This is a genomic window from Pseudomonas sp. KH_024_B2 (genome assembly GCF_057839965.1).
In genome coordinates, this window is record NZ_CM174502.1 from 5286160 (window position 1) to 5307741 (window position 21582).

Annotated in this window: 19 protein-coding genes; 14 read left to right on the forward strand and 5 right to left on the reverse strand. The window is 58.3% G+C overall.

Annotated features, from left to right (window positions below):
- Position 1: 1 nt before the first annotated feature.
- Both murU and AC3I0A_RS24650 read right to left on the reverse strand, forming a co-directional pair.
- Positions 2–673: an N-acetylmuramate alpha-1-phosphate uridylyltransferase MurU gene (murU, locus tag AC3I0A_RS24645; protein ID WP_489375126.1), complete on the reverse strand. Its 672-nt coding sequence runs from the start codon at positions 671–673 to the stop codon at positions 2–4.
- Positions 670–1695, reverse strand: coding sequence for an aminoglycoside phosphotransferase family protein (locus AC3I0A_RS24650; protein ID WP_489375127.1), 1026 nt, complete (start codon positions 1693–1695; stop codon positions 670–672). Before AC3I0A_RS24650 ends, murU begins: the two co-directional genes overlap by 4 nt.
- Positions 1696–1825: 130 nt before the next feature.
- Here AC3I0A_RS24650 and AC3I0A_RS24655 point away from each other — a divergent pair, with 130 nt between their 5' ends.
- The 11 genes from AC3I0A_RS24655 (at position 1826) to AC3I0A_RS24705 (ending at position 16009) form a co-directional block, all read left to right on the forward strand.
- A complete protein-coding gene (locus tag AC3I0A_RS24655; RefSeq protein ID WP_489375128.1) occupies positions 1826–4624 on the forward strand; it encodes an LPS-assembly protein LptD in 2799 nt (932 codons plus the stop codon).
- Positions 4605–5921 (forward strand): peptidylprolyl isomerase SurA, encoded by a 1317-nt coding sequence (surA, locus tag AC3I0A_RS24660; RefSeq protein WP_489375129.1) that lies wholly within the window; start codon positions 4605–4607, stop codon positions 5919–5921. The genes AC3I0A_RS24655 and surA overlap by 20 nt, the downstream gene beginning before the upstream one ends.
- Entirely contained in the window at positions 5918–6907 is a 990-nt protein-coding gene (pdxA, locus tag AC3I0A_RS24665; RefSeq protein ID WP_489375130.1) for a 4-hydroxythreonine-4-phosphate dehydrogenase PdxA, read from the forward strand. The genes surA and pdxA overlap by 4 nt, the downstream gene beginning before the upstream one ends.
- On the forward strand, positions 6904–7722 hold the full coding sequence (gene rsmA, locus AC3I0A_RS24670; protein ID WP_489375131.1) for a 16S rRNA (adenine(1518)-N(6)/adenine(1519)-N(6))-dimethyltransferase RsmA: 819 nt from the start codon (positions 6904–6906) through the stop codon (positions 7720–7722). Before pdxA ends, rsmA begins: the two co-directional genes overlap by 4 nt.
- A gap of 122 nt (positions 7723–7844) precedes the next feature.
- Positions 7845–8225 (forward strand): Co2+/Mg2+ efflux protein ApaG, encoded by a 381-nt coding sequence (gene apaG, locus AC3I0A_RS24675; protein WP_489375132.1) that lies wholly within the window; start codon positions 7845–7847, stop codon positions 8223–8225.
- The gene (locus tag AC3I0A_RS24680) at positions 8225–9106 is read left to right on the forward strand and encodes a symmetrical bis(5'-nucleosyl)-tetraphosphatase (RefSeq protein ID WP_489375133.1); all 882 of its coding nucleotides are present in this window, start codon (positions 8225–8227) and stop codon (positions 9104–9106) included. Before apaG ends, AC3I0A_RS24680 begins: the two co-directional genes overlap by 1 nt.
- Before the next feature lie 33 nt (positions 9107–9139).
- Complete coding sequence (gene glpE / locus AC3I0A_RS24685) at positions 9140–9469, forward strand: thiosulfate sulfurtransferase GlpE (protein WP_489375134.1); 330 nt, start codon at positions 9140–9142, stop codon at positions 9467–9469.
- A gap of 292 nt (positions 9470–9761) precedes the next feature.
- On the forward strand, positions 9762–11684 hold the full coding sequence (locus tag AC3I0A_RS24690; protein ID WP_489375135.1) for a PrkA family serine protein kinase: 1923 nt from the start codon (positions 9762–9764) through the stop codon (positions 11682–11684).
- A 200-nt stretch (positions 11685–11884) separates the two neighbouring features.
- A complete protein-coding gene (locus AC3I0A_RS24695; protein WP_489375136.1) occupies positions 11885–13156 on the forward strand; it encodes a YeaH/YhbH family protein in 1272 nt (423 codons plus the stop codon).
- The gene (locus AC3I0A_RS24700; RefSeq protein ID WP_489375137.1) at positions 13153–14715 is read left to right on the forward strand and encodes a SpoVR family protein; all 1563 of its coding nucleotides are present in this window, start codon (positions 13153–13155) and stop codon (positions 14713–14715) included. Before AC3I0A_RS24695 ends, AC3I0A_RS24700 begins: the two co-directional genes overlap by 4 nt.
- A gap of 64 nt (positions 14716–14779) precedes the next feature.
- A complete protein-coding gene (locus AC3I0A_RS24705; protein WP_489375138.1) occupies positions 14780–16009 on the forward strand; it encodes a multifunctional CCA addition/repair protein in 1230 nt (409 codons plus the stop codon).
- An 82-nt stretch (positions 16010–16091) separates the two neighbouring features.
- Here the strand turns inward: AC3I0A_RS24705 and folK are convergent, their stop codons facing one another.
- A complete protein-coding gene (gene folK / locus AC3I0A_RS24710; protein WP_489375139.1) occupies positions 16092–16610 on the reverse strand; it encodes a 2-amino-4-hydroxy-6-hydroxymethyldihydropteridine diphosphokinase in 519 nt (172 codons plus the stop codon).
- Positions 16601–16954, reverse strand: a complete 354-nt coding sequence (gene folB, locus AC3I0A_RS24715) for a dihydroneopterin aldolase (protein WP_489375140.1) — start codon at positions 16952–16954, stop codon at positions 16601–16603. The genes folK and folB overlap by 10 nt, the downstream gene beginning before the upstream one ends.
- 74 nt (positions 16955–17028) lie before the next feature.
- Between folB and plsY the strand changes: the two genes are divergently transcribed.
- On the forward strand, positions 17029–17598 hold the full coding sequence (gene plsY, locus AC3I0A_RS24720; protein WP_489375141.1) for a glycerol-3-phosphate 1-O-acyltransferase PlsY: 570 nt from the start codon (positions 17029–17031) through the stop codon (positions 17596–17598).
- 55 nt (positions 17599–17653) lie between these two features.
- Here the strand turns inward: plsY and tsaD are convergent, their stop codons facing one another.
- Positions 17654–18679 (reverse strand): tRNA (adenosine(37)-N6)-threonylcarbamoyltransferase complex transferase subunit TsaD, encoded by a 1026-nt coding sequence (gene tsaD / locus AC3I0A_RS24725; protein WP_489375142.1) that lies wholly within the window; start codon positions 18677–18679, stop codon positions 17654–17656.
- Between the two features lie 199 nt (positions 18680–18878).
- Here tsaD and rpsU point away from each other — a divergent pair, with 199 nt between their 5' ends.
- On the forward strand, positions 18879–19094 hold the full coding sequence (rpsU, locus tag AC3I0A_RS24730) for a 30S ribosomal protein S21 (protein ID WP_002551877.1): 216 nt from the start codon (positions 18879–18881) through the stop codon (positions 19092–19094).
- A 483-nt stretch (positions 19095–19577) separates the two neighbouring features.
- A complete protein-coding gene (gene dnaG / locus AC3I0A_RS24735) occupies positions 19578–21557 on the forward strand; it encodes a DNA primase (RefSeq protein WP_489375143.1) in 1980 nt (659 codons plus the stop codon).
- Positions 21558–21582: the final 25 nt, after the last annotated feature.

Sequence of the window (21582 nt, forward strand, 5' to 3'; positions counted from 1 at the left end):
ATCAGCGGCTCGCTTCTAGCAGATGTTCGACTTCGGCCAATCGCTCATGGGTGCCAACATCGACCCACTGCCCTTGCAAATGCTCGCCGCTCACCTGTCCATCGGCCATCGCTTTGCGCAACAACGGCGCAAGCTTGAAAGCACCTGCCGTGCAGCCAGCGAACAATTGCGGATGCAGAACGGCGATGCCGCTGTAGGTGAGTGCTGGCGAACCCGGCTCTCTATCGTGCACCAGAGCATCAACCAGGGTGAAATCTCCGCTCGTGTGATGCTCCGGGTTGTCGACCATCACCAGATACGCAAGACCGACGATCGTCTGGCGCAAGGCTGAGAAGTCGTAATCGGTCCAGATATCGCCGTTGACCACCAGGAATGGCTCATCACCCAACAGCGGCAATGCCCGGAAAATACCGCCGCCGGTTTCCTGCGGCTCACCTTCCGGCGAGTACTGGATGTTCACCCCGAACTGCGAGCCGTCACCCAGGTAGTCCTCGATCTGTTGACCCAGCCAGGCGTGATTGATGACGATCTCGGTAAACCCGGCCGTCGCCAATGCCCGAATGTGGTACTCGATCAATGGCACGCCAGCGACGCGAATCAACGGCTTGGGCGTCGTCAGCGTCAGCGGACGCATACGCTCGCCCTTGCCGGCCGCGAGAATCATTGCCTTCATACAGGCGCTCCAACCGGCTGGCGAAGGCTCGCCAACAACTCACCCAATTCAGCCAGCTCCGGCCTGCGGGCCAGCACTGCTTCTATGTAGGCAAAGAAACGCGGTACATCGCCCAAATAACGCGGCTTACCGTCGCGGTGGCAGATACGGGCAAAGATCCCGATCACCTTCAAATGCCGCTGCACACCCATCAGATCGCTGGCCCGCAGAAAGTCTTCAAAATCCGCTTGCACCGGGATCCCCGATTTCCCGGCCTGCTGCCAGTAATCTTCCAGCCAACCACGCACCCGAGCATCGGGCCAGCTGAGGAATGCATCCTTGAACAGACAGGTCACGTCGTAAGTGACCGGACCGTAGACTGCATCCTGGAAGTCCAGCACACCCGGGTTCGGTTCGCTCAACATCAGGTTGCGCGGCATGTAGTCGCGATGCACCAGCACCTTGGGTTGGGCCAGGGCGCTGTCGATCAATAAATCACTGACCCGTTTCCAGAGCGCCAGTTGCTCCTGGTCAAGCTCGATACCCAGTTCACGCCCCACGTACCACTCGGGGAAGAGTTCCAGTTCGCGGCGCAGCAACGCCACGTCATAACCTGGAAGCACAGCGTCCATTGGCAACTGCTGGAAGGCCAGCAATGCCTGCAACGCATCCTTGAACAAATCATCGGCATTTTCGCCGTCGATCACGTCCAGATAGGTCTTGTTGCCCAGGTCATTGAGCAAAAGAAAGCCACGCGGCAGATCCTCTGCGTAAATTTGCGGCACATTTATTCCGGATTTCGCCAGTAGACCCGCGATATCCACGAAGGGTTTGCAGTTTTCCTGGGGCGGCGGCGCATCCATCACGACAAAACTGCGGCCGCCTCCTTCCCAGCGAAAATACCGCCGAAAACTCGCGTCACTGCTGGCCGCAGTCAACGTAGCCGGGGGTACGACGCCCCAACCTTGTGCGGTAAATAGAGTTGCCAATTGCTCATCGAGCCAAACTTTCAGGTGTTGCAAGCGTACATCTTGATCAGGCATTGCAAGGGTCTCCGACGGCGCTAGCCGTCAAGCGGGTCATGCTTTATTATCCAGCATCTTTTTCAGACCATCGAGAGGCGTGCGGCCCACACCGCGGGCAGATGGCACGCAGGAAGCCCGGACTAATAAGATGGCATTGAAATCCCCCGCGTTTCGTAAAAAATTTCCGTTGTTGGTTACCGGCAGTTTGCTGGCCCTGCAACCTTTAGCCACTTCGTTCGTGGTCGCCGCGGAACAGTATGACTGCTCAGTCTCTGCTTCGGGTGCCTGGGACTGTGCGCCGAAAGCGCCAGCGGCGGCATTGCCACCGCGTCCCGTCCATGATGGCAGCGCAGTCTCCGCCACTGGCGAAGCCCCGGCAGGCGCTGTTTCCAGCGAAGACACCGGCGCCAAGCCTGTGCTGGTTACCGAGTCCAAGGGCCGCGCCCTGAAGTCGCGTAGTGCAGACTACAGTCACCTCGACTGGGTTCCGCGCGAGAATCTCACCGCAGCGCAATTGGCCGAAACCGGTCCTTACTGCTCTGGTTCCTATATCGAACCGATTCGTCCTGGCATGACTGACAAGACGAGTAAAAGTGACGCTCCGACCTTTATCGGTGCCAAAGCGTCGCGTTATGAGCAAGAAAAACAGATCGCAACCCTGGCCGGCGACGTGGTCATGCGTCAGGGCAGCATGCAGGCCGAGGCCGACGAGGCCAGCCTGTACCAAGCCGAAAACCGTGGTGAGCTGAGCGGCAACGTTCGTGTTCGCGACAACGGCGCGCTGATCGTCGGCGACCACGCCGATGTGCAGCTCGATACCGGCGAAGCCAAGATCGACAACGCTGAATACGTGATGCACAAGTCGCGCATACGCGGTAACGCGCTGTACGCCAAACGTGCCGAAAACGCCATCATCCGCCTCAAGGATGGCACGTACACCACGTGCGAACCGGACAGCAACGCCTGGCAACTCAAGGGCAACAACATCACCTTGAACCCGGCGACCGGCTTCGGTACCGCGACCAACGTGACATTGCGGGTCAAAGACATTCCGGTGCTCTACACCCCGTACATCTATTTCCCGATCGATGATCGTCGCCAGTCCGGCTTCCTGCCGCCGACTATCGGCAGCGGCAGCGATACCGGCTTCTTGCTGGTCACCCCGTACTACTTCAACATAGCGCCCAACTACGACGCCACCTTGTATCCGCGCTACATGAGCAAGCACGGGTTGTTGATGGAAGGCGAATTCCGCTACCTGACCAAGAGCAGCGAAGGTCAGTTTGGCGCTGCTTACCTCAACGACGAGAGTGATGAGCGCGAGCTGCAGTCCGACGCCGAAAAAACCCGCTACCTGCTCAACTGGCAGCACAAGGGCGGGCTCGATTCGCGCGTGCTGACTCAGGTCGACTACACCAAGATCAGCGATCCGTATTACTTCCAGGATCTTCAAACTGATCAGATCGGTGTCGAAAGCAGAAGCTTTGTGAATCAGCAAGGTGCCGTCAGCTACCGTGGCGATAACTATACCGCTCGACTCAATGCACAGGCTTATGAGCTGGCGACTGTCTCGAGCATCACGCCGTATGACCGCTTGCCGCAAATCACCTTCAATGGTGCGCTGCCGTACCATCCAGGCGGACTGGATTTCGCGTACAACACCGAAATCGTGCGCTTTGATCGGGATCTGCGAACTGGCGACTATTTTGACGAAGACGGAGTCTCGGCTCCGCGACTCGATAGAAACGTTACGGGCCTGGCACGTGCCAACGGCAATCGTCTCGATCTCGAGCCAGCTGTCAGTCTGCCGCTCAACGCGACTTATGGCTTCCTGAAGCCATCGCTCAAGTACAAGTACACCCAGTACGATCTGGATCTCGACGGAACAGGCAAGAGCCAGATCGCTGCACAGAGTGCCGAAGCTGACAGACTCAACGGCACCTACAGCCGCAATCAAAGCCGTGGCGTGCCTATCGCGAGCATCGACAGCGGCCTGTACTTCGACCGCGACACCCAATGGTTCGGCAAGAACTACCGCCAGACCCTGGAGCCGCGCCTGTTCTATCTCTATGTACCTGAGGAAGACCAGAGCGACATCCCGGTATTCGATACCGGCGAAAGCACGTTCAACTATTCTTCGCTGTTTCGCGACAACCGTTTCTCCGGCTCCGACCGCGTCGGCGACGAGAACAAACTGTCGCTGGGCGTGACCAACCGCTGGATCGAAGAGAACGGCTTTGAGCGTCAGCGCATCAGCGTCGGCCAGGCGGTTTACTTCAAGGATCGCGAGGTCCAGTTGCCGGGCATCGATGCGGCGACCCGCGAGGATGCCCACGCCAACGTTTCACCGTACGCGCTTGAGTATGAGTACCGCTTCAACCGTGACTGGCGCACGACTGCCGACTACAACTGGGATCCGGACAGCCGCAGCCCACGTTCGGGTAGCGCGATGTTCCACTACCAGCCAGAAGACAACCCGAACAAAATCATCAACGCCGGTTATCGCTATCGCAATGACCAGGTCCGTTATGACCAGAGCACCGGCAAGTGGACGGTGGGTGGCGGCGACTACGGTACTCCGGGTACTGCGGGCTACGTGAAGGATTACTACAAGATCCAGCAGCACGACTTCTCGGTCATGTGGCCGATCGTGCCGCAATGGAACGCCATCAGCCGCTGGCAGTACGACTACAACCGCAACCGCACACTGGAAGCCTTCGGTGGTTTCGAGTACGACAACTGCTGCTGGAAACTGCGCCTGATCAATCGTTACTGGATCTCGTATGACGAATTCAGCCAAGAGGCGCCGCAAAACGAAAAGGGCGACCATGGCATCTTCCTACAAATTGTTCTGAAGGGACTCGGCGGCGTGACCGGCGCCAAAGTAGAGAGTTTCCTCGACAAAGGCATTCAAGGTTATCGTGAACGTGAAGACCAAGCTTTCTGATTGTCTGCGCCCGCTGATGCTGGGCGCATTGTTACTGGGTACCGCAGCCAACGCTGCGGTGCAGTCCATCGACAAAGTGGTAGCTATCGTCGACAACGACGTGGTCATGCAGAGCCAACTGGACCAACGGGTTCAGGAAGTTCAGAAGACCATTGCCAAACGTGGTGCGAACCTGCCTCCGGCGGGCGTGCTGGACCAGCAGGTGCTTGAGCGCCTGATCGTCGAAAACCTGCAACTGCAGATTGGCGAGCGCTCCGGCATCCGTATCACCGATGAGGAGCTGAACCAGGCGATCGGCACCATTGCCCAGCGCAATAACATGACCGTGGAGCAGTTCCGCGCCGCCCTGAGCCGCGACGGTCTGTCTTATGAAGACGCTCGTGAACAGGTTCGCCGCGAGATGATCATCAGCCGTGTGCGTCAGCGCCGTGTGGCTGAGCGTGTTCAGGTATCGGAGCAGGAAGTGAAGAACTTCCTCGCCTCGGACCTGGGCAAGATGCAGCTGTCCGAAGAGTTCCACCTGGCTAACATCCTGATCCCGACGCCGGAAAGCGCCAACTCTGAAGCCATTCAGAATGCCGGACGTCAGGCTGCCGATGTTTATCAGCAACTCAAGCAAGGTGCTGATTTCGGTCAGTTGGCTATCGCCAGATCCGCCAGTGAGACTGCGCTGGAAGGCGGCGACATGGGCTGGCGTAAAGCTGCGCAACTGCCACCGCCGTTCGATCGCATGCTGAGCTCGATGTCGGTCGGCGAAGTGACCGAGCCGATGCGCACACCGGGTGGCTTCATTATTCTGAAGATCCTGGAAAAGCGCGGCGGCCAGACTCAGGTACGTGACGAAGTGCATGTGCGTCACATCCTGATCAAACCAAGCGAAATTCGTAGCGAAGAAGAAACCAAACGTCTGGCCCAGAAACTCTACGAGCGGATTGAATCCGGCGAAGACTTTGCTGAACTGGCGAAAAGCTTTTCGGAAGACCCGGGCTCCGCACTCAACGGCGGCGACCTGAACTGGATCGACCCGAACTCCCTGGTGCCTGAATTCCGCGAAGTGATGGCCAAAACCCCACAGGGTCAGCTGTCGAAGCCGTTCAAGAGCCCTTATGGCTGGCACGTACTGGAAGTCCTTGGCCGTCGCGCCACTGACAGCACCACCCAGGCCCGTGAACAGCAAGCGATGACCGTGCTGCGTAACCGCAAATACGACGAAGAGCTGCAAACCTGGTTGCGTCAGATCCGTGACGAAGCCTACGTTGAAATCAAGCTCCCTGGCGCCGACCAGGCGCCACAGTGAAACCCAAGCGTTTTGCGCTGACACCCGGCGAGCCGGCCGGCATAGGTCCTGACCTGTGCCTGCTACTCGCCTCGCAACCCCAGCCACATCCCCTGATTGCCATTACCAGCCGCGACCTGCTCCTTGAGCGGGCCGCGCAGCTGGGCGTGGTTGTCGACCTGCTGCCGGTCACCCCGGATAGCTGGCCGGATCAACCCGCTCCAGCTAACAGCCTGTATGTCTGGGACACCCCACTACAGAGCAGGGTCATCGCCGGTCAGCTGGATAAATCCAACGCATCCTTTGTCCTGGAAACCCTGACTCGCGCCGGACAAGGCTGTCTGGACGGGCATTTCGCCGGGATGATCACGGCTCCCGTACACAAGGGTGTGATCAACGACGCCGGCATCGCCTTTTCCGGGCACACCGAATTCCTCGCCGACCTGACGCATACCCGGCAAGTGGTCATGATGCTCGCCACTCGCGGCCTGCGAGTAGCGCTGGTCACCACTCACCTGCCCTTGCGACAGATTGCCGATGCGATTACCCCCGAACGCCTGGAGCGGGTGACACGGATCCTGCACGCCGACCTGCAACAAAAATTCGGCATTGCCCAACCGCGCATCCTGGTCTGCGGGCTCAACCCGCATGCCGGCGAAGGCGGACATCTGGGCCATGAAGAAATCGACATTATCGAACCCACCTTAGAGCGTCTGCGCAGTGAGGGCATGGATCTACGTGGCCCCCTGCCAGCCGACACTCTGTTTACCCCCAAATATCTGGAGCATTGCGACGCAGTGCTGGCGATGTACCACGACCAGGGCTTGCCCGTACTCAAGTACAAAGGTTTCGGTGCCGCAGTCAACGTGACCCTCGGTTTACCGATTATCCGCACCTCAGTCGACCATGGCACCGCCCTGGATCTGGCCGGCAGCGGAAAAATCGACACCGGAAGCCTGCAAGTCGCTTTGGAAACCGCCTACCAGATGGCCGAGACCCGTTTATGACCGAGCACTACCAACACCGGGCGCGCAAGCGCTTCGGCCAGAACTTCCTGCACGATGCCGGGGTGATCGACCGCATCCTGCGCGCCATTCACGCCCGCCCCGAAGACCGCCTGCTGGAAATCGGTCCGGGCCAGGGTGCGCTGACCGAAGGCCTGCTCAATAGCGGCGCGCAACTGGACGTGGTTGAGCTGGACAAGGATCTGATTCCGATCCTCAACCAGCAGTTCGCCGGCAAAAGCAATTTCAACCTGCATCAAGGCGACGCCCTGAAGTTTGACTTCACCAGCCTCAATGCCGCGCCGAACAGCCTGCGAGTAGTCGGCAACCTGCCGTACAACATCTCCACTCCGCTGATCTTCCATCTGCTGCGCAACGCCGGCTTGATCCGCGACATGCACTTCATGCTGCAAAAGGAAGTGGTCGAGCGCCTGGCTGCAGGTCCTGGCGGTGGTGACTGGGGCCGTTTGTCGATCATGGTTCAGTACCATTGCCGGGTCGAACACCTGTTCAATGTCGGCCCGGGCGCATTCAATCCGCCACCAAAAGTCGATTCGGCGATTGTCCGTCTGGTGCCGCACGCCGTGCTGCCGCACCCGGCCAAGGATCATCGCCTGCTGGAACGCGTCGTTCGCGAGGCTTTCAACCAGCGCCGCAAGACCCTGCGCAACACCCTCAAGGCCTTGCTCAGCAACGCCGAGATCGAAGCCGCCGGCGTCGATGGCAGCCTGCGCCCGGAGCAGCTCGACCTGGCCGCGTTCGTCCGCCTGGCCGACAAGCTCGGCGAGCAAGTCACCGAAGCGCCCAGCGCCAGCTGACACGCCATAATCGTTATCGGGTAAGACACCAGACGCCATGTCTGGTTTACTACCCGATACTTGGCCTAGACTGATCCCATCAGTTATGTCCCGCGTCCCGCTTTGCTTTTAAGGCCTTTTGCATGTCCGATCCTCGTTATCAGGTCGACGTCAGCGTCGTCACCCGCTTTCTGGCAGAACAATCGCAACCCGAGCAAAATCGATTTGCCTTCGCCTATACCATTACCGTCAAGAACAACGGCCAGATGGCGGCAAAGTTGCTCTCTCGGCACTGGGTCATTACCGATGGCGACGGGCACGTCGAGGAGGTCCGCGGTGCGGGCGTTGTTGGCCAACAACCGTTGATCGGGGTTGGCGAAAGCCATACCTATAGCAGCGGCACTGTGATGACCACCCGCGTAGGCACCATGCAGGGCAGTTACCAGATGCTCGCCGAAGACGGTAAACACTTCGACGCCATCATTGCGCCCTTCCGTCTCGCGGTGCCCGGAGCCCTGCACTGATGGCGGTGTATGCCGTCGGCGACCTGCAAGGTTGCCTCGAACCGCTGCAATGCCTGCTCAAGCGGGTTGCCTTCGATCCCGCCAAGGATCGTCTCTGGCTGGTGGGTGACCTGGTCAACCGCGGCCCGCAGTCACTGGAAACCCTGCGTTTTCTCTACAGCATCCGCGAATCGCTGGTGTGCGTGCTGGGCAACCATGACCTGCACCTGCTGGCGGTCGGGCAGAACATCGAGCGCCTGAAGAAAGCCGACACCTTGCGCGAGATCCTCGAAGCACCGGATCGCAACGAGCTACTTGAATGGCTGCGCCAGCAAAAGCTGATGCACTACGACGAACAGCGCGAGATAGTACTGGTCCATGCCGGCATACCGCCGCAATGGACGCTGAAGAAAGCCTTGAAGTGCGCTGCCGAAGTCGAAGAAGCATTACATGACGACAACCTCTTCGCCCCTTACCTCGATGGCATGTATGGCAACGAGCCGGTGAAATGGGACGGCGACCTCAAAGGCACCGCCCGTCTGCGGGTAATCACCAACTATTTCACCCGCATGCGCTTTTGCACCAGCGATGGCAAACTTGACCTGAAGGGCAAGGAAGGTCCGGACACCGCCCCACCCGGTTATGCCCCCTGGTTTCAGCACAAGGAACGCAAGACCAAAGGCCTGAAAATCGTCTTCGGCCACTGGGCCGCCCTTGCCGGCCAATGCAATGAACCGGGCCTCTTCGCGCTCGATACTGGCTGTGTCTGGGGCGGCGCCCTGACGCTGCTGAATGTCGATACCGGTGAGCGCTTGCAGTGCAAGTGCGATGCCCAAGGCCACATCGAGCCGCGCGTTGCCCACTCTACCCCCGAACAATTGCCGACCACCGCAAAGCACTGAACGGCATTTTCAGCCAGGCCACAGGAGCCCGCCATGAGCGAATTCAAACGCATCCCACCCGAACAAGCCCAAGCGCTGCGCGAACAAGGCGCAGTCGTGGTCGACATTCGCGACCCGCAGACCTATGCCGCCAAACACATCAGCGGCTCACTGCACCTGGACAATCACTCCATCCCGGACTTCATCCGCAATGCAGACCTGGATGCGCCAGTGGTCGTGGTCTGCTACCACGGCAATTCCAGCCAAAGTGCTGCGGCTTATCTGATTAGCCAGGGCTTCTGCGACGTCTACAGCCTGGACGGCGGCTTTGAACTTTGGCGTGCGACTTATCCGTCGGAAACCGCGCAAAGCGTTTGCGAATAATATTTTTCTAAAGCTACAACCCGCGCATCCCGTGGGTTTGCGCGCCAGCTGACGAACGGTCAGCTCGAACTAATTGCGCATTCCACCTTTACCTCTCAGATTACGAACTATCCTTAGGCACAGGCCATCCAAATAGGGGAGAGCCGGTACACCGGCATGCGGGTCATCGGGAGTTGCTTTCAAGGTCGAGAGCTTTGAAGGTGTTCTGGGGGGTAAATAGCAGCTGCATTTCAGCTGCTTACCAGCATCGACTGATCCGGCGCCGGCTCCACGTATCGAGCGAGGTGACGTCATGAGTATTTTTAGCCACTTCCAACAACGTTTCGAGTCCACACGCCAGGAAGAACTCTCGCTGCAGGAGTATCTGGAGCTGTGCAAAAAGGATCGCAGCGCCTACGCCTCTTCAGCTGAACGCCTGCTACTGGCAATCGGCGAGCCGGAATTGCTGGATACCTCTGCCAACTCGCGGCTGTCTCGAATCTTTTCCAACAAGGTGATCCGCCGCTATCCGGCCTTTGAAGACTTCCATGGCATGGAAGAATGCATCGATCAGATCGTCTCCTACTTCCGCCATGCCGCTCAGGGCCTGGAGGAGAAGAAACAGATCCTCTATCTGCTTGGCCCGGTGGGTGGCGGTAAATCGTCCCTGGCCGAGAAGCTGAAGCAATTAATAGAGAAAGTACCCTTCTACGCCATCAAGGGCTCACCTGTTTTCGAATCGCCTCTCGGGTTGTTCAACGCCACCGAAGATGGCGCGATCCTCGAAGAAGACTTCGGCATTCCCCGGCGCTATGTGAACACCATCATGTCGCCTTGGGCGACCAAACGACTGGCCGAGTTCGGCGGTGACATCAGCCAGTTCAGGGTGGTCAAGCTCTACCCGTCGATCCTCAATCAGATCGCCGTCGCCAAGACCGAGCCCGGGGATGAAAACAACCAGGACATTTCTGCTCTGGTGGGTAAGGTCGATATCCGCAAACTGGAAGAATTCCCGCAGAACGACGCAGACGCCTATAGCTACTCTGGCGCCCTGTGCCGGTCCAACCAGGGCTTGATGGAATTCGTCGAAATGTTCAAGGCACCGATCAAGGTGCTGCACCCATTGCTGACGGCGACTCAAGAAGGCAACTACAACAGTACCGAAGGTCTTGGCGCCATTCCGTTTACCGGCATCCTGCTGGCCCACTCCAACGAATCGGAATGGCACACCTTCCGCAACAACAAGAACAACGAAGCGTTCATCGACCGGATCTACATCGTCAAAGTGCCGTACTGCCTGCGCGTCAGCGACGAAGTGAAGATCTACGACAAGTTGCTGTTCAATAGCTCTCTGGCCAAGGCCCATTGCGCGCCCGACACCCTGAAGATGCTTGCGCAGTTCACCGTACTCTCACGCCTCAAGGAGCCAGAGAACTCGAATATCTACTCGAAAATGCGCGTGTACGACGGCGAGAACCTCAAGGATACCGACCCAAAGGCCAAGTCGATTCAGGAATACCGCGATAACGCCGGTGTCGATGAAGGCATGAATGGGCTGTCGACCCGGTTTGCCTTCAAGATCCTGTCGAAGGTCTTCAACTTCGACCCTCACGAGATCGCCGCAAACCCCGTGCATTTGCTCTATGTGCTCGAACAACAGATCGAACAGGAGCAATTCCAGGCTGAAACCCGTGAGCGCTACCTGCGTTTCCTCAAGGAATACCTGGCGCCGCGCTATATCGAGTTCATCGGCAAGGAGATTCAGACCGCCTACCTCGAGTCCTACAGCGAGTACGGCCAGAACATCTTCGACCGGTATGTGCTCTACGCAGACTTCTGGATTCAGGATCAGGAGTACCGCGATCCGGAAACCGGAGAGATCCTCAACCGCGTAGCCCTGAACGAAGAACTGGAGAAAATCGAGAAACCGGCCGGCATCAGCAATCCGAAGGATTTCCGCAACGAAATCGTCAACTTCGTGCTGCGCGCCCGGGCCAACAACAATGGCAAGAATCCAACCTGGCTCAGCTACGAGAAGCTACGGGTGGTTATCGAGAAGAAAATGTTCTCGAACACCGAGGATCTGCTGCCGGTTATCAGCTTCAACGCCAAGGCCAGCAAAGAGGACCAGCAGAAACACAACGACTTCGTCACACGGATGGTCGAGCGCGGCTACACCGACAAACAGGTACGACTGCTCTCCGAGTGGTATCTGCGGGTCAGAAAATCACAGTAACCCGCTGCCGGTTGCACCGGTTGTCGTTAGCCAGAAGCCTGTTTCAGCGATTTCTGCTACACAGGTTTCTGGAAGGTGTCGAAAGTCGGTAGCGAGGTCCAGGCAGTGCAAACAGCTCGGGAGGCTTAATCGCCCGCCTCCAGCTTGCTTGTGCCGCCAGACCCGTTCGCCGCTTTCAAGACAGCTTCTAAGGAGCAGTCATGAGCTATGTGATCGACCGACGTCTCAATGGCAAGAACAAGAGCACGGTAAACCGCCAACGGTTTCTACGGCGCTACCGTGATCACATCAAGAAAGCAGTTGAAGAAGCCGTCAGCCGTCGCTCCATCACCGACATGGAGCACGGTGAACAAATCAGTATCCCCGGCCGCGACATCGACGAGCCGGTGCTTCACCATGGCCGCGGCGGCAAGCAGACCGTGGTTCACCCTGGAAACAAGGAATTCACCAGCGGCGAACATATCCCCCGCCCACCTGGCGGCGGCGGAGGCAGAGGACCGGGCAGGGCCGGTAACTCCGGCGAAGGCATGGACGAATTCGTCTTCCAGATCACTCAGGAAGAGTTTCTCGAGTTCATGTTCGAAGACCTGGAACTGCCCAACCTGGTCAAACGCAACCTGACTGGAACCGACACCTTTAAAACTGTCCGTGCCGGTATCAGCAACGAAGGCAACCCTTCGCGGATCAATATCATCCGCACACTGCGTTCAGCCCATGCCCGACGAATCGCGCTGTCCGGCAGCAGTCGGGCAAAACTGCGTGAGGCAAAAGACGAGCTGGAGCGCCTTAGACGCGAAGAGCCGGATAATTTCGGCGATATTCAGGAAATGGAAGCGGAAATCGAGCGCCTTAGTGCCCGCATCAATCGTGTGCCGTTTCTCGACACCTTCGACCTCAAGTACAACCTGCTGATCAAACAACCCAATCCCAGCTCAAAAGCTGTGATGTTCTGTCTGATGGACGTCTCCGGCTCCATGACGCAAGCGACCAAGGACATCGCCAAACGCTTCTTCATCCTGCTGTACCTGTTCCTCAAGCGTAATTACGAGAAGATCGACGTGGTGTTCATCCGCCACCACACCAGCGCCCGGGAAGTCGACGAGGAGGAGTTTTTCTATTCCCGTGAAACAGGCGGCACTATCGTTTCCAGCGCCTTGAAGCTGATGCAGGAAATCATGGCCGAACGCTATCCGAGCAATGAGTGGAACATCTACGCGGCACAGGCTTCCGACGGCGACAACTGGAACGATGATTCGCCGATCTGCCGCGACATCCTGATCAACCAGATCATGCCATTCGTGCAGTACTACACTTATGTAGAGATTACCCCGCGCGAACATCAGGCTCTGTGGTTCGAGTACGAACGGATTGCCGAAGCCTTTGACGACACCTTCGCTCAGCAACAATTGGTCTCGGCCGGAGATATCTATCCGGTCTTCCGTGAACTCTTCCAGCGCAGGTTAGTGACATGACCGCCAGAGAGCAGAAACGCATCCCCATATCCACCGGCTCCGAATGGACGTTCGAGCTGATCCAGGCCTACGACCGCGAAATCAGTCGTCTCGCGGCCCGTTACGCCCTGGATACCTACCCCAACCAGATTGAAGTGATCACCGCCGAACAGATGATGGATGCCTATGCTTCTGTGGGCATGCCTCTGGGTTATCACCATTGGTCCTATGGCAAACATTTCCTCAGCACCGAAAAGTCCTACACTCGCGGCCAGATGGGGCTGGCCTACGAAATCGTGATCAACTCGGACCCCTGTATCGCCTATCTGATGGAGGAAAACACCATCTGCATGCAGGCGCTGGTGGTGGCCCACGCCTGCTATGGCCACAACAGCTTTTTCAAAGGTAATTACCTGTTCCGTACCTGGACGGATGCCAGCTCGATCATCGATTACCTGGTGTTCGCCAAGCAGTACATCATGCAATGCGAGGAGCGTCATGGCATCGATGCGGTAGAAGACCTGCTGGACTCCTGCCACGCGCTGATGAACTACGGTGTCGACCGTTACAAACGCCCGTATCCGATTTCTGCGGAGGAAGAGCGGCGCCGGCAGAAAGATCGGGAAGAGCATCTGCAGAAACAGATCAACGACCTCTGGCGCACCATCCCCAAAGGCGCAGACAAATTCAGCGACAAGGACAATGCGCGCTTCCCCGCCGAACCTCAGGAAAATATCCTCTATTTCATCGAAAAACATGCACCGTTGCTGGAGCCATGGCAGCGGGAAATAGTGCGTATCGTGCGCAAGATCGCGCAGTACTTTTACCCTCAACGCCAGACCCAGGTGATGAACGAAGGCTGGGCCACCTTCTGGCACTACACCTTGATGAACGACTTATATGACGAGGGCCTGGTCACTGACGGCTTCATGGTGGAATTCCTCACTTCCCATACCAACGTGGTCTTTCAGCCCGGCTTCGACAGCCCCTACTACAACGGAATCAACCCCTACACCCTGGGTTTTGCAATGTATCGTGATATCCGGCGGATATGCGAAGAGCCCACCGAAGAGGACTACCACTGGTTCCCGGAAATCGCCGGCACCGACTGGCTGTCCAGCATCAAATTCGCCATGAGCAGCTTCAAGGACGAGAGCTTCATCCTGCAGTACCTGTCACCCAAGGTGATCCGCGACCTGAAACTGTTCAGCATCCTCGATGATGATCAGAAGGACGATCTGCTGGTTCCGGCGATACACGACGAAGACGGCTATCGAACCATTCGCGAAACCCTGGCGGCGCAATACAACCTGGGCAATCGCGAACCCAACATACAGATCTACAGCATCGACCGGCGTGGTGACCGCTCGCTGACCTTGCGTCACCAGCAGCACGACCGCAAACCACTGGGAGACTCCACCGACGAAGTGCTCAAGCACCTGCACCGGCTCTGGGGCTTCGATATTCACCTGGAGACCCTGCAAGGCGACCAAGTGATGAAAACCCACCACGTACCGCCAAGGAACGAGCACGGCGAGGGCGATTACGGCCGACTGGATCTGGCCGTCATCCACCTTTGATTCCACCCCACGCCTCCGAAAGTTCGACGCAAGGGTTATCCTGTCGAGCTAACGGAGGTTTTTTATGCAGATTTATAAAGTCGGCGGCGCGGTGCGCGATCGCTTGCTGGGCAAGCCTGTCACCGATATCGACTGGGTCGTGGTGGGTGCTACCACAGAAGAAATGCTTGCCAGGGGGTTTCGCCCGGTAGGCGCTGACTTCCCGGTATTCCTGCACCCGCAGAGCGGCGAGGAATACGCCCTCGCCCGGACCGAACGCAAAAGCGGACGCGGCTATGGCGGCTTCACCTTTCACGCAAGCCCCGAGGTCACGCTTGAAGAGGATCTGATCCGCCGTGACCTGACGATCAACGCCATGGCTGAAGACGATCAGCAAAACCTGACCGACCCCTACCATGGTCAGCGGGATCTCGAGGCTCGCCTGCTTCGTCACGTTTCCCCCGCGTTCGCCGAAGATCCGCTCCGTGTTCTGCGCGTTGCCCGCTTCGCTGCGCGTTATGCGGGACTGGGCTTCACCGTCGCCCCCGAAACTCTGGAGTTGATGCACCAGCTCAGCGAATCAGGTGAACTCGAGGCGCTGACCGCGGAACGCAGCTGGAAAGAAATCTCCCGCGCGTTGATGGAAGACCAGCCCCAAGTGTTCATCGAGGTGCTGCGCGAGTGCGGTGCGCTCAAGGTGCTGATGCCGGAAGTCGACGCGTTGTTCGGCATACCGCAACCCGAAGCCCATCATCCGGAAATAGATACGGGCTTGCATACCCTGAGTGTGCTGGAGCAGGCGGCGGCGCACAAACAACCGCTGACCGTACGCTGGGCCTGCCTGGTGCATGACCTGGGCAAAGGATTGACGCCCGAGGAAGAATGGCCCCGCCACATTGCCCATGAGTACAAGGGCCTGAAGCTGATCAAAGCGGTCAACGAACGCTTCAAGGCACCGAAGGACTGTCAGGAACTGGCGCTGCTGGTAGGCGAATATCACACCCACGGCCATCGTGCACTGGAGCTGAAACCGTCAACCCTGCTGGGGTTGCTGCAGAGTTTCGACGTCTATCGTCGACCTCAACGCCTTGAGGAGTTTATCGCGGCGTGCGAGATGGACGCTCGGGGGCGTAAAGGCCTGGAGCAGATAAGTTATCCACAGGCGGATTATTTGCGCGGGGCGGCGACCGCGGCGCGAAGCGTGGCGGTTCAGCCGTTGCTGGAGAAGGGATTCAAGGGACCGGAATTGGGCGAGGCGATCAAGCGTGAACGGCTCAAGGCGTTGAAGGCTTACAAAGAGGCGGCGTCAGCCTGAAAAGCTTCGCGGGCAAGCCCGCTCCCACAGGTATTGTGCAAACCCTGTGGGAGCGGGCTTGCCCGCGAAGACGTCAGTCAGGTCACAGCAAATTCGATGGGGTCAACTGCTCACCGCGCCACTCAAAAGCCACCGGCGCCAACACCTGATCGATCTGCGCCTCGCGCCACAGGGTCGCAAAGGTCTTGCCTACGCCCGGATGCACTCTGTCCGGCGCAATCAGCGACAACGGCCACAGCACGAAGGCATTTTTCAGAATCTCTGCTCGCGGCAAGATCAAACCATCAAAGTTGCCCACCAGATCGCCGAACAGCAGCACGTCGATATCCAGCGGCAAGCCCTTTCGGTCTGGCGCATAACGGCCGTTATCCGCCTCGATGAACTTCAGCCGTCGATCCAGCTCCATCAGCGACAGATCGGTGAAGGCCGAGACCACAAAATTAAAAAACGGCCCGCTCTTGATCCCCACCGACTGGCTTTCGAACACCGCCGAGCAGCGCAGATCCACCAGGAAACCCGCCAGGGCGTCCAGGCCAGCCTGCAAATGGGATTCGCGCTCGATATTGCTACCGAGCCCGAGATACACCTGAGTCAGCGACATCCGCGCTCGATCTCCACGCCCACACCCGTGGCCGCCGGGATGGCACCTGGCTTGGTCAGCTTGAGGTGCATCCAGCTGATGTTGAATTCGCTCATCAGAACTTCAGCCAGACGCTCGGCGAAAGTCTCGACCAGCTGGAACTGTGCCTGCTCGGCAAATGCCTGAATACGCGAAGAAACGCTCGCATAGTCCAGCGCCAGGGTCAGGTCATCACCTGCGGCTGCCGGGCGATTATCCCAGGCGAAGCTCAGATCAAGACGCAGGCACTGTCGGATGCCTCGCTCCCAGTCGTAGGCACCGATCACCGTGTCGACTTCCAGGCCCTCGATAAACACTCTGTCCAAGCACTCTTCTCCGCAGCACGACAATGGCGCAATGCGCCGTTAGAATCAGGGCGTCCTCGCCCGGAATAGTTAGCATGTTTTGGTTACTGGCGATCCTCGCCTACCTGCTTGGCTCTCTGTCCTTTGCCATATTGCTCAGCCGCCTGACCGGAACCCCCGATCCGCGAATGAGTGGTTCGGGCAATGCCGGCGCCACCAACATGCTGCGCCTGGCCGGAAAAAAACTTGCAGTGCTGACCTTGCTTGGCGATCTCTGCAAAGGCCTGCTGCCAGTACTGATCGCCAGCCTGGCGGGTTTGTCATTACAGCAACAGGCCTGGGTCGGCTTATGTGCCGTCATCGGCCACCTGTTCCCGCTGTACTTCCGTTTTCGCGGCGGCAAAGGCGTCGCCACCGCCGCCGGGATGCTGCTGGGGCTGTATCCGCCCGCTGCACTCCTGGCCCTCTGTACCTGGCTACTGACCTTCTACCTCACCCGCACCAGCTCGCTGGCCGCCCTGATCGCCACTCCGCTCACCCTGCCACTGCTTGCCTGGCTAGAGCCCGCCGCATTGTTGCCCATGAGCGCAGTCACAGCACTGATCGTCTGGCGCCATCGCGGCAATCTACGCGACCTGTTTGCCGGGCGCGAACGGCATTTTTAAATCCTGATGATGAGAGCGGCTCACATTCATCGGCCACTCTCGACATGACACCTGCCTACAGCGGCGACAATTGCTCCATCGGCCAACGCGCCTGCACGCTGATCGCCAGACTTTCGCACTGCCCGGCCTGCAAACGCTGACAACCGGCAAAAGCGATCATCGCGCCGTTATCCGTACAGAACTCCGGACGTGCGTAGTAAACGTCGCCTTTCATGTCACCGAGCATTTTTTCCAGCGAAACCCGCAACGCCTTGTTGGCACTCACACCGCCAGCGATGACCAGACGCTTGAGGCCGGCTTGCTTCAAGGCTCGCTTGCACTTGATGGTCAAAGTCTCCACCACTGCCTGCTGGAAGGCCAGCGAGATGTCGCAACGGGTTTGCTCACTGTCGTCCCCAGCGCTGACGCACTGCTGCCATGTGTTCAAGGCAAAGGTTTTCAAGCCACTGAAGCTGAAATCCAGACCCGGGCGATCACACATCGGACGCGGGAAGACGAAACGTCCGGCAACGCCTTGCGCCGCCAGCCGAGCGATTTCCGGCCCACCCGGATAATTCAGCCCCATCATCTTCGCCGTCTTGTCGAAAGCCTCGCCGGCGGCATCATCAAGTGTCTCACCCAATAGCTCGTATTGGCCGATCCCATCGACCCGAACCAACTGGGTATGCCCACCAGAAACCAACAAAGCGACGAACGGAAACTCCGGAGGTTTTTCCTCCAGCATCGGCGCCAGTAAATGACCTTCCATGTGATGCACACCAAGGGCCGGAATGCCCCAGGCAAACGCCAGCGCCTGAGCACATGAGGCGCCGACCAGTAACGCCCCGACAAGCCCGGGGCCCGCGGTGTAGGCGATGGCATCGATCTCGGTCGACACGCAATCGGCCTCTGCCAGGACCTGACGAATCAAGGGCAGCATGCGTTTGACGTGATCGCGCGAAGCCAGCTCCGGCACCACGCCACCATAGGCACGATGCAGGTCGATCTGGCTGAACAGCGCGTCGGCCAGCAGGCCGCGCTCACTGTCGTAAAGTGCGACACCGGTTTCGTCGCAGGAGGTTTCTAATCCCAGTACTAGCATGGGTTTGCGCCTTGTAGAGGCTAAATTCGAAGGCGCGCATAATAGTCGCCACTTCCGGCCCCTACCAGCTGTTTTCGATCAGAGGCTTTGCATTCCGAGCGATGAGGGGTTAACATCCGCAACCCTTAAAAACCGACGTCTTCAAGTGCATTTTTGCCGCGAGGATGTTGACCCCGGTAATGAATGAAGGTAGCTCTGGATGCCAGCCGTCAAAGTAAAAGAGAACGAACCCTTCGACGTAGCTCTGCGTCGTTTCAAGCGCTCCTGCGAAAAAGCCGGTGTTCTGGCTGAAGTTCGTAGCCGCGAATTTTACGAGAAGCCGACTTCTGAGCGTAAGCGTAAAGCAGCAGCCGCTGTTAAGCGTCACGCCAAGAAAGTTCAGCGCGAGCAGCGCCGCGCCGTTCGTCTGTACTAATACACAGACGTTCGTAGCAAGCTTCTGCCAAGCCCGGCCCTCAGCCGGGCTATTGGCATTTGCGTACATCGCTTGATGTTTCACCGTCAAAGCCGCCGACGCGACCGAGACAAATCTGCTTCATCACGTCAGACCTGGCTCTTTTGCCAGCGGTGCACGTCTTTTCTGACGAGCCTAACAAGGCTACTGACGAGCACACCCACTGATTCCTCTCACGACGATCAGCCCAAGGCACCTGCTTGCGTGCCCGCTTATTGAGCTATCCGAGGCCATTGACTGGCCGTCGCCGGATTCAGCGCAACACTTTCGAATAGTCGAATGCTGATTGGTACTAACGTCAGTGGATTTTCGGCAGATACACTTCCCGACAGCGATTACGCAGACGACACTGGTCGAGCCGCACACTTTGCGCGCCTCAAACAACGACCCACGTTCGGCCGCCCTTCGTTTTGGGTCCATTTCAGCGCAGATGACGAGAACGCCATGGCCGGGCTAATTCCCCAGAGCTTCATTGACGACCTTCTGAACCGCACCGACATCGTCGACGTGGTCAGCTCGCGCCTGCAAATGAAAAAAGCCGGCAAGAACTACACCGCTTGCTGCCCGTTTCACAAAGAGAAAACCCCGTCCTTCAGCGTCAGTCCCGACAAACAGTTCTATTACTGCTTCGGCTGCGGCGCTGGCGGCAATGCCCTCGGCTTCATGATGGACCACGACAATCTGGACTTCGTCCAGGCTGTCGAAGAACTGGCCAAAGCCGCCGGCATGGAAATCCCCCGCGAGGAAAGCGGCCGGCCGCATAAACCGCGGCAACCGACTGACTCGCCGCTGTACCCGCTGCTCACCGCCGCCGCCGATTTTTACCGTCAGGCCCTGAAAAGCCATCCATCGCGTAAAGCGGCGGTGGATTATTTGAAAGGTCGCGGCCTGACCGGCGAGATCGCCCGGGACTTCGGCCTCGGTTTTGCTCCGCCCGGCTGGGACAATCTGTTCAAGCATCTGAGCAGCGACACCCTGCAACAAAAAGCCATGATCGATGCCGGCCTGCTGATCGAGAACGCCGAAACCGGCAAACGCTATGACCGCTTCCGCGATCGCGTGATGTTCCCGATCCGCGACAGTCGCGGGCGCATCATCGCCTTCGGCGGCCGGGTATTGGGCGACGACAAGCCGAAATACCTGAACTCACCGGAAACCCCGGTTTTCCATAAGGGCCAGGAACTCTACGGTCTTTATGAAGCACGCAAGAACAACCGCAACCTCGACGAAATCATCGTCGTCGAAGGCTACATGGATGTCATCGCCCTTGCCCAGCAAGGCCTGCGCAATGCTGTCGCAACCTTGGGCACCGCCACCAGCGAAGAGCACTTGAAGCGACTGTTTCGTGTCGTGCCCAACGTACTGTTCTGCTTTGACGGTGACCAGGCCGGGCGCAACGCCGCATGGCGCGCACTGGAAGCCGCACTACCTTGCCTGCAAGACGGGCGACGGGCACGTTTCCTGTTCCTGCCCGAGGGCGAAGACCCGGACACCCTGGTCCGCTCCGAGGGCACTGACGCCTTCCGTGCGCGAATCAACCAGCATGCGCAGCCGCTGGCCGACTATTTTTTCCAGCAACTGACCGAAGAGTCGGACCCGCGCTCGCTCGAAGGCAAGGCCCACATGGCCACCCTCGCGGCGCCGCTGATCGACAAGGTACCGGGCGCCAACCTGCGCATCCTGATGCGTCAACGCCTGACCGAAATTACCGGCCTCAGCGGTGAAGCCGTGAGCCAACTGGTGCAAAGCGCACCCCAGGAAACGCCACCGGCCTACGACCCGGGCATCGATTACGACGCCATGCCCGATTACAGCGACTACCATCAGCCGCAGGCACAAGAGATGTATGTGCCGCAGCAGCAATGGACACCGAAGAAACCCGGCGCCGACGCAAAGAAATGGGACAAGAAGCCGTGGAACAAGAACGGCAAGCGTGGCGGCGACCGCGATCAACAGAGCGCCCCGCGCACACCGATTGCTGTCGAAGCCCCAACGCTGATTGCGCTGCGCACCCTCATTCATCATCCACAACTGGCTGGCAAGGTAGAGACCGCCAATCACTTCGCCAATGAGAGCAACACCTATGCGCAACTGCTGGTAGCTCTTATCGAGGCTGTGCAAAAAAATCCTAAGCTAAACTCTATCCAGTTAATGGCGCGCTGGCACGGGACCGAACAGGGACGCCTGCTCAAAGCATTAGCGGAAAAGGAGTGGCTGATTGAAGGCGACAACCTTGAACAACAGTTTTTAGACACCATTACTAGGTTATCAGCAGGTCAACACACAGATAGCCTGGAAGTACTTATCAGAAAAGCAAGGCAGCCAGGATTGACTGCAGAGGAAGCAATTCAGATAGCAAATCAGATGCGCGACCTATTAAAACGCAATATGGCTGTATCAAACCCGACCTCAACTGGCGCGTGAGGTCATAGCTCAGGTATAATCCTCG

Excerpts from the sequence above, each read along its gene's own strand:
- murU (WP_489375126.1), bottom strand. The coding sequence starts at position 673 with ATGAAGGCAATGATTCTCGCGGCCGGCAAGGGCGAGCGTATGCGTCCG.
- AC3I0A_RS24650 (WP_489375127.1), bottom strand. The coding sequence starts at position 1,695 with ATGCCTGATCAAGATGTACGCTTGCAACACCTGAAAGTTTGGCTCGAT.
- AC3I0A_RS24655 (WP_489375128.1), top strand. The coding sequence starts at position 1,826 with ATGGCATTGAAATCCCCCGCGTTTCGTAAAAAATTTCCGTTGTTGGTT.
- rsmA (WP_489375131.1), top strand. The coding sequence starts at position 6,904 with ATGACCGAGCACTACCAACACCGGGCGCGCAAGCGCTTCGGCCAGAAC.
- apaG (WP_489375132.1), top strand. The coding sequence starts at position 7,845 with ATGTCCGATCCTCGTTATCAGGTCGACGTCAGCGTCGTCACCCGCTTT.
- AC3I0A_RS24680 (WP_489375133.1), top strand. The coding sequence starts at position 8,225 with ATGGCGGTGTATGCCGTCGGCGACCTGCAAGGTTGCCTCGAACCGCTG.
- glpE (WP_489375134.1), top strand. The coding sequence starts at position 9,140 with ATGAGCGAATTCAAACGCATCCCACCCGAACAAGCCCAAGCGCTGCGC.
- AC3I0A_RS24690 (WP_489375135.1), top strand. The coding sequence starts at position 9,762 with ATGAGTATTTTTAGCCACTTCCAACAACGTTTCGAGTCCACACGCCAG.
- AC3I0A_RS24695 (WP_489375136.1), top strand. The coding sequence starts at position 11,885 with ATGAGCTATGTGATCGACCGACGTCTCAATGGCAAGAACAAGAGCACG.
- AC3I0A_RS24700 (WP_489375137.1), top strand. The coding sequence starts at position 13,153 with ATGACCGCCAGAGAGCAGAAACGCATCCCCATATCCACCGGCTCCGAA.
- AC3I0A_RS24705 (WP_489375138.1), top strand. The coding sequence starts at position 14,780 with ATGCAGATTTATAAAGTCGGCGGCGCGGTGCGCGATCGCTTGCTGGGC.
- folK (WP_489375139.1), bottom strand. The coding sequence starts at position 16,610 with ATGTCGCTGACTCAGGTGTATCTCGGGCTCGGTAGCAATATCGAGCGC.
- plsY (WP_489375141.1), top strand. The coding sequence starts at position 17,029 with ATGTTTTGGTTACTGGCGATCCTCGCCTACCTGCTTGGCTCTCTGTCC.
- tsaD (WP_489375142.1), bottom strand. The coding sequence starts at position 18,679 with ATGCTAGTACTGGGATTAGAAACCTCCTGCGACGAAACCGGTGTCGCA.
- rpsU (WP_002551877.1), top strand. The coding sequence starts at position 18,879 with ATGCCAGCCGTCAAAGTAAAAGAGAACGAACCCTTCGACGTAGCTCTG.
- dnaG (WP_489375143.1), top strand. The coding sequence starts at position 19,578 with ATGGCCGGGCTAATTCCCCAGAGCTTCATTGACGACCTTCTGAACCGC.